Source organism: Streptomyces sp. NPDC051776 (assembly GCF_040681345.1).
Lineage (GTDB): Bacteria > Actinomycetota > Actinomycetes > Streptomycetales > Streptomycetaceae > Streptomyces.
The window spans coordinates 84234-94600 of sequence record NZ_JBFAYQ010000029.1; the positions used below are offsets into that span (position 1 = coordinate 84234).

Annotated in this window: 6 protein-coding genes; 4 read left to right on the plus strand and 2 right to left on the minus strand. The window is 71.0% G+C overall.

Annotation, left to right across the window (positions count from 1 at the left end):
* Nucleotides 1-48: 48 nt before the first annotated feature.
* Nucleotides 49-2454: an excinuclease ABC subunit UvrA gene (locus tag AB0M26_RS21775; RefSeq protein ID WP_365263468.1), complete on the minus strand. Its 2406-nt coding sequence runs from the start codon at nucleotides 2452-2454 to the stop codon at nucleotides 49-51.
* Between the two features lie 392 nt (nucleotides 2455-2846).
* Here AB0M26_RS21775 and AB0M26_RS21780 point away from each other — a divergent pair, with 392 nt between their 5' ends.
* The 3 genes from AB0M26_RS21780 to AB0M26_RS21790 all read left to right on the plus strand — a co-directional run bounded on the left by AB0M26_RS21780 (nucleotide 2847) and on the right by AB0M26_RS21790 (nucleotide 6133).
* The gene (locus AB0M26_RS21780; protein WP_365263469.1) at nucleotides 2847-3194 is read left to right on the plus strand and encodes a hypothetical protein; all 348 of its coding nucleotides are present in this window, start codon (nucleotides 2847-2849) and stop codon (nucleotides 3192-3194) included.
* Nucleotides 3195-3594: 400 nt separating this feature from the next.
* The gene (locus AB0M26_RS21785; RefSeq protein WP_365263478.1) at nucleotides 3595-4935 is read left to right on the plus strand and encodes an MFS transporter; all 1341 of its coding nucleotides are present in this window, start codon (nucleotides 3595-3597) and stop codon (nucleotides 4933-4935) included.
* Between the two features lie 28 nt (nucleotides 4936-4963).
* Nucleotides 4964-6133, plus strand: a complete 1170-nt coding sequence (locus AB0M26_RS21790; protein WP_365263470.1) for an anhydro-N-acetylmuramic acid kinase — start codon at nucleotides 4964-4966, stop codon at nucleotides 6131-6133.
* A gap of 14 nt (nucleotides 6134-6147) precedes the next feature.
* Here AB0M26_RS21790 and AB0M26_RS21795 read toward each other — a convergent pair whose 3' ends face one another.
* Nucleotides 6148-8289 carry a SpoIIE family protein phosphatase gene (locus AB0M26_RS21795; protein WP_365263471.1) on the minus strand — a complete coding sequence of 714 codons (2142 nt, stop codon included), beginning with the start codon at nucleotides 8287-8289 and terminating at the stop codon, nucleotides 6148-6150.
* A gap of 576 nt (nucleotides 8290-8865) precedes the next feature.
* Here AB0M26_RS21795 and AB0M26_RS21800 point away from each other — a divergent pair.
* On the plus strand, nucleotides 8866-10068 hold the full coding sequence (locus tag AB0M26_RS21800; protein WP_365263472.1) for a saccharopine dehydrogenase C-terminal domain-containing protein: 1203 nt from the start codon (nucleotides 8866-8868) through the stop codon (nucleotides 10066-10068).
* Nucleotides 10069-10367: the final 299 nt, after the last annotated feature.

A 10367-nucleotide genomic window follows, 5' to 3' on the forward strand; every position in this document is an offset into this window, starting at 1 on the left:
GTGTCTCCGCGAGCTGGTTGCCCCGACTCGGTGTCCCCGAGCGCTCCGTCAGGTGGCGACGTAGGCCGCGAGATGCTCGCCGGTCAGGGTGGAGCGGGCGGCGACGAGATCGGCCGGCGTGCCCTCGAAGACGATCCTGCCGCCGTCATGGCCGGCGCCGGGACCGAGGTCGATGATCCAGTCGGCGTGCGCCATGACCGCCTGATGGTGCTCGATGACGATGACCGACTTGCCGGAGTCGACGATCCGGTCGAGCAGGCCGAGCAACTGCTCGACGTCGGCGAGGTGCAGGCCGGCGGTCGGCTCGTCGAGGACGTAGACGCCGCCCTTCTCGGCCATCCGAGTGGCCAGCTTGAGCCGCTGCCGCTCGCCGCCCGACAGCGTGGTGAGCGGCTGGCCGAGCGTGAGGTAGCCGAGCCCGACGTCGGCGAGCCGGTCGAGGACGCGGTGCGCGGCCGGAGTGCGCGCCTCGCCCGCGCCGAAGAACTCCTCGGCCTCGGTCACCGGCATCGCGAGCACTTCGCTGATGTCGCGGCCGCCGAGGCGGTATTCCAGTACCGATGCCTGGAACCGCTTCCCCTCGCACTCCTCGCAGGTGGTGGCGACACCGGCCATCATCGCCAGGTCGGTGTAGACGACGCCGGCGCCGTTGCAGGTGGGGCACGCGCCCTCGGAGTTGGCGCTGAACAGCGCCGGCTTCACGCCGTTGGCCTTCGCGAATGCCTTGCGGATCGGGTCCAGCAGGCCTGTGTACGTCGCCGGGTTGCTCCGTCGTGAGCCGCGGATCGCGCCCTGGTCGATGGACACCACACCGGCGTCGGCGGCCCCTCGACCGCCCACCAGCGACCCGTGCACGAGCGAGCTCTTGCCGGAGCCGGCGACGCCTGTGACGACGGTGAGCACCCCGAGCGGGATGTCGACGTCGACGTCTCGCAGATTGTGCGTCGTCGCGCCGCGGACCGCGAGCCGGCCCGTGGGCTTCCGCACCGTCTGCTTCAGGGCGGCCCGGTCGTCGAGATGGCGACCGGTGACGGTGCCGCCGGCCCGCAGCCCGTCGACCGTCCCCTCGAAGCAGACCGTGCCGCCCGCCGTACCGGCACCGGGGCCGAGGTCGACGATGTGATCGGCGATCGCGATCACCTCCGGCTTGTGCTCCACGACGAGCACCGTATTGCCCTTGTCCCGCAGGCGCAGCAGAAGATCGTTCATCCGCTGGATGTCATGGGGGTGGAGGCCCGTGGTCGGCTCGTCGAAGACGTACGTCGTGTCGGTGAGCGAGGAGCCGAGGTGGCGGATCATCTTCACGCGCTGCGCCTCACCGCCCGACAACGTGCCCGACGGCCGGTCGAGCGAGAGGTAGCCGAGGCCGATCTCCACGAACGACTCGAGGGTGTGCAGCAGCTTGGTGAGCAGCGGCGCCACCGAGGGCTCGTCGAGGCCGCGGACCCATACGGCCAGGTCGCTGATCTGCATCGCGCAGGCGTCGGCGATGCTGATCCCCTCGATCTTCGACGACCGGGCTCCTTCGGCGAGCCGGGTGCCGTCGCACTCGGGGCAGGTGGTGAAGGTGACCGCCCGCTCGACGAACGCCCGGATGTGTGGCTGCAGCGCCTCCTTGTCCTTGGCCAGGAACGACTTCTGGACCTTGGGAATCAGCCCCTCGTAGGTGAGGTTGACACCCTCGACCTTCACCTTGGTCGGCTCCCGGTGGAGGAAGTCGCGCATCTCCTTCTCGGTGAACTCGCGGATCGGCTTGTGCGGGTCGAGAAGGCCCGACTCGGCGTAGACCCGCACGGTCCAGAAGCTGTCGGACTTCCAGCCGGGGATGGTGAACGCGCCCTCCGCGATCGACTTGGAATCGTCGTAGAGCTGGGTGAGGTCGATGTCGGAGACCGTGCCGCGGCCTTCGCAGCGCGGACACATGCCGCCGGTACGCGTATAGGTCGTCTTCACCGCCTTCCGGTCACCCTTCTCAACGGTGATCGCGCCCCTGGCGCGGACCGAGGGGACGTTGAAGGCGTACGCGCCGGGTGGGCCGATGTGCGGTTGCCCGAGCCTGCTGAAGAGGATGCGAAGCATCGCGTTGGCATCGGTGGCGGTGCCGACCGTGGAGCGGGGGTCGGCGCCCATCCGCTGCTGGTCGACGGTGATCACGGTGGTCAGTCCTTCGAGGACGTCGACCTCCGGCCGTGCAAGCGTCGGCATGAAGCCCTGGAGGAAGGCGCTGTAGGTCTCGTTGATCAGCCGCTGCGACTCGGCGGCGATCGTGTTGAACACGAGCGAGCTCTTGCCCGAGCCGGAGACGCCGGTGAACACCGTCAGGCGGCGCTTCGGGAGCTCGATGCTGACGTCCTTGAGATTGTTCTCGCGAGCCCCGTGCACGCGAATCAGATCGTGGCTGTCGGCAGCGTGCGGCGCAGGCGACGGCGGGTCCGTCCTCGTGGCCTTGCTCATCGTGTCTCCATCTGTTGGGCGGGCCGCCCTCGCGGTCTCCCGGCGCCGCCTGGCTCGATCCGGCCTGCTTCGAACAGTACGTCCGGTCGCCCTTCTCCGGAGCCCGTTACGGCGAGGAACGCCGGGCACCTGATCAGCGATGCGGGCCCGGACAGGCGACGCCCGTCCGGCTGACGGCGACTCCCCTGTGCGCGCACGGAGAGCAACCCTCACGCGGCATTGCCGCTCGGTCGCATCCGAGGAGACTGCCGGTCAGCCGCTGACCGGGGGACCACCTTCCGCGCCGGGCCGGGGAAGGCCGCGCCGGCCGTACGACGTACCCACGCCCTTCTCGTTGCGGATTCAACCCAGCCCTATACTGCGGACGGTGACCGGGTCCATACTGCGTGGCCATGACCCTCACCGCCGACACCGTCACCGCTGAACGGCTCGAGGAACTCCTCGCCGATCAGTCCATCCCCGCCGTGCACCGGACACTCTGGCTCCTGCTGTGGGAAGTCGAGCATCCGGTCCTCGAACTGCTCTCCCTCGACGTCCGGGACGTCGAGTTCGACACCTTCAGCGAGCGGGCTGCCGCGCTCCTGCGCGAGTTGACCGGGGACCGGGAGTCCGGCCCCGTGTTCGCTGTCGGAAAGCGCTCCCTGACCTGGGAGGAAGCGGTCCAGGCGGCCCACGACCAGGGGCACGGCATCCACGCGTTCCGCACCGGAGGGAAGCGCAGCCGCCAGACCGGCGGATGACTGCCGCAGGGAAGCGCAGCCGCCGGACCGGCGGATGACTGCCGCCCCGCCTCGGGGCCTTGCGTACACCCGTCGTGCGGGACGGGGTGACGAGGGACGGCGGACGGCACGTGCACGATCGCGCGCAGGGCCGTGCGAGCGCGCCGGACCCCGTGCGAGAAGGGTGAGCAGGCGCGCGCTTTGAACAGCCGTACGTCACGGGCCTGTTGACGACTGCTTGGCCTCCACACCCGGACAGTGCGACGGCCGTGGCCGGATCCCTTCCTGCCGCTCCGCGGAGCTTGCGATTCCGCGCAGCCGCGCCATCCTGAGCCCAGGACGCGACGTCATCGTCCGCCCAGGACACGACACCGCCGTCTGAGCCCGGGAAGGAAGATCCGTGACACCGAAAGGCCTGGGAATGACCACCTCCGTACGCGGCCCCGCCCAGGACACCACCGACCGGGCGCGCTCGCGTCGGGCCCTCGTGGCGGGCTCGGTGGGCAACTTCATCGAGTGGTACGAGTTCGGCGTCTACGGCTGCTTCGCCACGATCATCGCCGCGAACTTCTTCACCCCCGAGGGCGGCAGCGACCTCGAAGGGCTCATCAAGACCTATGCCTCCTTCGCCCTCGCCTTCTTCTTCCGCCCCATCGGGGCAGCCGTCTTCGGCCGCGTCGGGGACCGGATCGGCCGCCGCCCCACACTGATCCTGGTCGTCCTGCTGATGACGGGAGCCACGACCCTGATCGGCGTACTCCCCACGTACGCCACCGTGGGGGCCGTCGCGCCCTGGCTCCTCACCCTGCTCCGCGTTCTGCAGGGTCTGTCCGCCGGAGGTGAGTTCGGGGGAGCGGTGTCGGTCATGACCGAGTTCGCACCTCCGGGGCGACGCGGCCTGTACGGGTCGTGGCAGTCGTTCACGGTCGCTCTCGGTCTGCTCGGGGGCGCGGGGACGGCGGCCCTGCTCGCCGCCCTGATGACCGCGTCCGACCTGCAGGCGTGGGGCTGGCGTGTGCCGTTCCTGCTGGCGCTGCCTCTGGGACTCGCCGCGCTGTGGCTCCGGCTGCGCCTGGAGGAAACCCCCTCGTTCGAGCGCGCGAGCGCGGGCCTCTCGGATCCGGCCGTCGACCCCGACGCGCTCCGGGCCTCCAGGACCCCGCGCGGCGAGGTCATCCAGGCCATCGTGCTCGGCGCCGGACGGCTCATGGGCTGGTCGGCGGCCGGATACACCTTCCTCGTCGTGATGCCCGCGTATCTGCAGAGCTCGCTGAACGCCACATTCCAGCAGGCGCTGGTGGCCACCGTGCTCGCCAACCTGGGCTTCGCCGTCTCCATCATTCCCGCAGGGCTGCTGAGCGACCGGATCGGCCGGCGCGCGGTCATGCTGGCGGGTGCGGCCCTGGTGACCCTTCTCGCCTTGCCGCTGCTGAATCTGTTGCAGGATCCGGGCGCCCCGGAAGCCATGAAGGCCGTGGCGGTGACCGTGGCCGGCGCGGTCGTCGGCCTGATGGCGGGACCCGGGCCCGCGATGCTCGCCGAGATGTTCCCGACCCGTGTGCGCTGCACGGGCCTCGGGCTGGCGTACTCGCTCTCGAACGCCGTCTTCTCGGGCTCGGCCGGGCTCATCATCACCGAATTGATCAAGCGAACCTCCAACGTCGACATCCCCGCGTACTACGTGGTGGCGACGTGCGTCGTCAGTGTCCTTGCACTCCTCACGCTGCGCGGCGACGACCACCGGCGTGCCCTGCGCGACTGAACGGCCCGCCGGGCCGGGGAGGTGAACCATGCGCGTGATCGGTCTGATGTCAGGAACGTCCCTGGACGCGATCGACGCGGCGGCCGCCGATCTGACCCTGGACGGCGACACGCTGGTGATGATGCCGCTCGGCTCGCTGACCGTCCCGTACTCCGAGGACCTGGGCAAGGCGCTGGCCGCGGCGCTGCCGCCCGCGGCGACGACCATGGAGGACGTCTGCCGGCTCGACACTCGCGTCGGCCAGGAGTTCGCAGCGGTCGCGGTCCGGGCCGACCGGGAGCTGTGCGACGGCCGGGCGGAGCTCATCGCCTCGCACGGGCAGACCGTCTTCCACTGGGTCGAGGAGGGGCGGGTGCGCGGGACCCTGCAGATCGGCCGGCCCGCCTGGATCGCCGAAGCCACCGGCCGCCCGGTCGTGTCCGACCTGCGCACGCGCGACGTCGCCGCCGGCGGTCAGGGCGCGCCTCTGGTGAGCATCGTCGACGTGCTGTGGCTGCGGGGCCGCCCCGGGGTCCCGGTGGCCCTGAACCTGGGCGGCATCGCCAACATCACCGTCGCGGCGCGCGACCCCGCCGCCTTCGACACCGGTCCCGCAAACGCCCTCCTCGACGCGGCGGTCCGCGATCTGACCCACGGTCGGATGGACTACGACACCGGCGGGGCCCTGGCCGCCCGCGGCCGGGTGGACCAGCAGCTGCTGGAGCGCCTGCTCGACGAGCCCTACTACGCCAGGCCCGCGCCGAAGACGACGGGGAAGGAACTGTTCCATCTGCCGTACCTGCGGGCCGCCCTGGCCGGATGCGCCCCGCTCCCGGCGGAGGACGTCATCGCGACCCTCACCCGGCTCACCGCCCGGACCGTCGCGGACGCGGCCCGGTCCGTGAGGGCGACGGAGGTCGTCGCGTCCGGCGGTGGAACCCGCAATCCCGTCCTGATGGCCATGCTCCGTACCGAGCTCGACGGCATCGCTCTGCGGGTCTCCGACGATCTCGGTCTGCCGTCCGACGCCAAGGAGGCCTACGCGTTCGCGGTGCTCGGACATCTGACCGTCCACGGCCTGCCCGGAACCGTCCCCACGTGTACGGGCGCGCGGCGCGCCGCCGTTCTGGGCTCCGTCACCCCGGGCAACCGCGGCCTGTGCCTGCCGCAGACGGCGCCGATCGTACCGGCCCGGCTCCGGATCTCCCCGCGACCGTGACCATCCGCCCCGGTCTACCGCTTCTTCCGTCCGGCCCGGCGCCCACGTGCCGGCAGGTGCCATCGGCCGGCCCAGCCCGGTTGCTCCCGCGGGGGCATCCGGCGGACCCGTGCGAGGACCAGCACGGTGTCGTCATCGGGATCCACCGACACCAGTTGGGTGAGCACGCGGTCGGCGGCCCGCTCCAACGACTCGGGGGCGTCGCGGAGTTCGTCGCGGAGCCTGGCCAACCCCCGGTCCAAGTCCAGGTCGTGCGATTCGACCAGGCCGTCGGTGTAGAGGGCGAGCACGGCGTCCTCGGGGAGGTCGATGTCCATCGCCCGGAACGGGAAGCCGCCGACGCCCAGGGGGACGCCGAGCACCTCGTCCAGGATCTCCACCTCGCCGTCCGGGGGCCGTATCAGGGGCGGCGGGTGACCGGCGCTGGCGATACGGGTGCGTCCGGCGGCCGGGTCGAACACGACGTAGACGCACGTGGCGAGCTCGATGCCGGACTCCACCGCGAACTCGTCCAGCTCCGCGAGGAGTTCGGAGGGCTCCGGGTCCCGCCTGGCCAGGGCACGGGCGGTGAAGCGCAGCCCGCCCATGTCCGCGGCGGCCCGTACGCCGTGGCCCATCACATCGCCGACGACCAGCGCAACGCGACGGCCCGGCAGCTGGATCAAGTCGTACCAGTCGCCTCCGACCTCGGTCACCCGGCCTCCGGGGAGATAGCGGTGAGCAACCGTCACATAGCGTCCGGCCGGGAGGGATTCGGGCATCAGCGCACGCTGCAGAGTGAGTGCGATATCCCGTTCCCTGCTGTAGAGGCGGGCGTTGTCCAGACACAGCGCAGCGCGTGAGGTCAACTCGGCGGCCAGGCTGAGGTCCTGGTCGGTGAAGGCAGGACGGGTGGCGGGCCGGCCGAACATCGCGATCCCCTGGACCGTTCCGCGTGCGATCAGCGGCGCGATGACGAGCGTGGACAGCCCGCTGTCGACCAGCAGCCGCGCGCTGGTCTCGTCGGGGACGTTGCTGGTGACGAAGGCCTCGTCCACCTGCGCGGAATCGGGGCGGCCCGTCTGCAGGACATGGTGTATGGCCGAGCCCGGCGGGTAACGGGCGGTCTCCCGGCCGCTGAGCGGTTCGGAGGCGGCGGAGGAGAGAACGGTGTCGGAGGCGATCCGCCGCGTGACCACCGGGAGGGCGGGGTCGAACGGCTCCTGCTCGTTCATCCACTCCACGAGCTCCACGACCGCCGCGTCGCAGAAATCGGGGACCGCGACCTGGACGATCTCCCGCGCGGTGACGGCCACGTCCAGCGTCGTTCCGATCCGGGCGGCCGCACGGTCGAGCAGCGCCAGGCGCTGGCGGGCAGCGGATGCCTCGACGATGGCCTGCTCCCGGTCCGTGACGTCGACCAGCATCCCGCCCACCCCGAAGAGGCGGGTGCCACCGGGCCTGCTGAGCGGGAAGAGGCTCACGGACCAGACCTGATCGCGGTCCGGCTGTCCACGGGTGCGTACGCCCACGAGGGCACCGACGATGGGCCGCCCCACCTCGGCGACGGCGCGCAGCATGCTCTCGTACTCGCCGCCGTCGGGCATGATCATCGCGTCGCCCACGTGCTGGCCCAGGTGTTCCTGGATGGGCATGCCGTCCATGTCGGCCAGTGCCTGGTTGAGATGGACGAACCGCAGGTCCGCGTCGAACATGACCAGACCGATCGGGCAGCTCTCGAAGAGGGCGTCGAGGAAGGCCAGATTGTTCCTGACCCGTTCGAGCTCGCCGCTCTCGCTCGCCAGGGTCATGACCGTGTCCCGCCCGCCGGTCCCGGCGAGCCGGAACACCCGGAAGCCACCGTCGAAGACCGTGCCGTCGCGGTGGCGGATCGACAGGCGCCCACGCCAGTAACGCTCGCTCCGACCCCGCTCCACCATGCGGGCCCATTCGTCCCGGCCGCTGCCGGAGGCGTCGGCGAAGAGCATGCCGCTGGGCTGCCCGAGTGCGGCGCGCGCGGAGTACCCGAAGAGGGATTCCGCGCCGGGGCCCCAGTAACAGATACGGTCATCGGCGTCCACGCCGAAGACCGCGACCGGTACCCGTTCCAGTAGGGACCCGTGCTCCGACAACAGCGGACTGCGGCCCTGGGGCCGGCCTGCCAGTTCTGAGGACACCGTTGTTCCTCCCCGTGCGGAAGCCCCGGTCCGCGCCTCCTCGATCGGCGGACACCTTCAATTCTGCCCTTTATGTCGCTGTTCCGGAGTGCTTAGAGATCGTTGGCGAGAGGAGGGATCCGGCGGTCTCATCGCAGATGACCGACTGCCGTCGCCTGGGAAGTGATGGAGGAATCCGGACCGGAATCCCGGGGCCGGCGGTCCGGTCCGGCCTGTTTGGGCCCGGTCCGGTCCGGCCTGGTTGGGCCCGGCCCGGTTCGGCTCAGCGGGCCCTCGGTCTCCCCGCGCACGCGGATCAGCACCATCCGGTGCGGGAGGGATCCTCGCGTCGAGGGTCGCCACGGGTGACGCGCGTCCGGCCCGTCGCGGCGCCCGGGACGGACACACGCTCGTCGGGGAAACCCCGGACGCCGCCGGATCATCTCGATACGGGGAAGGGTGCCGGCCCGGGTGTCGGCGCGCTGCTCCGGGGCCCCTGTCCGGATGGTGATATACCAGGTCATCGGCCCATCGTACGGACGTCGGCGGCGCGAGGGCCGTCCACGACGAGGACAACTCCACTACGGGAGGACGGACTTGAGGATTCTTCTGGTAGGTGCGGGCGGAGTCGGCAGCGCGGTCGTCGGCATCGCTGCCCGCCGGGACTTCTTCGGGCATATGGTCGTGGCCGACTACGACCCGGACCGCGCCCGGAGCGCGGTGGAGTCCGTCGGTGACCCGCGCTTCGTGGCCGCCCGCGTCGACGCCTCCGACGAGGCGGCGGTCGGCGCCCTGCTCGCCGAGCACCGCTGCGACGTCCTGCTCAACGCGACCGATCCCCGGTTCGTCATGCCGCTGTTCCGGGCCGCTCTGGCCGGCGGCAGCCACTACCTGGACATGGCGATGTCGCTGTCCAAGCCCCACCCGGAGCGCCCGTACGAGGAGTGCGGAGTCAAGCTGGGCGACGACCAGTTCGCGCTCGAGGAGCAGTGGAAGAAGCAGGGGCGACTGGCGCTGCTGGGCATGGGCGTCGAGCCGGGCCTGTCCGATGTGTTCGCCCGCTACGCCTCCGACGAACTCTTCGACGAGATCGAGGAGATCGGGGTGCGCGACGGCGCGGATCTGGAGGTCGAGGGCATGGGCTTTGCCCCCTCCTTCTCCATCTGGACCATGATCGAGGAGTGCCTGAATCCGCCGGTCGTCTACGAGGCGGACCGCACCTGGTTCACCACACCGCCGTTCAGCGAGCCGGAGACCTTCGACTTCCCCGAAGGGATCGGCCCGTTGGAGTGCGTCAACGTGGAGCACGAGGAGGTGCTCCTCATGCCGCGCTGGCTGGACGCCAAGAGGGTCACCTTCAAGTACGGTCTCGGCGCCGAGGTCATCAACACCCTCCGTACGCTCCACCAATTGGGGCTCGACCGCACCGACAAGGTGAAGGCCGGCGGCGTGGAGGTCTCGCCCCGTGACGTCGTGGCCGCCTGTCTGCCCGACCCCGCGACGCTCGGCGAGCGGATGCACGGCAAGACGTGCGCCGGGACCTGGGTCCGCGGCGTGAAGGACGGGGCGCCGCGCGAGGTGTATCTCTACCACGTGGTCGACAACCAGTGGTCCATGCGGGAGTACGGCTCGCAGGCGGTCGTCTGGCAGACGGCCATCAACCCGGTGGTCGCCATGGAGCTGATGGCCGAAGGGACCTGGGAGGGCATCGGCGTGCTCGGCCCCGAGGCGCTTCCGCCCCGCCCCTTCCTGGATCGTTTGACCGACTACGGGTCGCCCTGGGGCATGCGCGAGCAGTGAGCACACCGGGCCGCGGGAGCCGTTGAGCGAGGCGAGGGCGTGGGGGCGTGCGACCGCTGAAGGGGCGGCAGCCGCACCCTCGCGCCGTGAGTCCGCCCCGGTAGGTGAAACGGCAAGGGAGTCCGTGGAGACGCTTGAGCGTTGAGTTCGGCGGACCGCGGGGCGGCGAGTCGTGCCGTGCCCCGCACGGTGCCTGCCGTCCGGGCCTGCCGTCCGGGCCTGCCGTCCGGGCCTGCCGTCCGGGCCTGCCGTCCGGGCCTGCCGTCCGGGCCTGCCGTCCGGGCCTGCCGTCCGGGCCT

Bases quoted from the DNA above. Each gene is read 5' to 3' on its own strand.
- AB0M26_RS21775 (WP_365263468.1), bottom strand. From the start codon at position 2,454: ATGAGCAAGGCCACGAGGACGGACCCGCCGTCGCCTGCGCCGCACGCT.
- AB0M26_RS21780 (WP_365263469.1), top strand. From the start codon at position 2,847: ATGACCCTCACCGCCGACACCGTCACCGCTGAACGGCTCGAGGAACTC.
- AB0M26_RS21785 (WP_365263478.1), top strand. From the start codon at position 3,595: ATGACCACCTCCGTACGCGGCCCCGCCCAGGACACCACCGACCGGGCG.
- AB0M26_RS21790 (WP_365263470.1), top strand. From the start codon at position 4,964: ATGCGCGTGATCGGTCTGATGTCAGGAACGTCCCTGGACGCGATCGAC.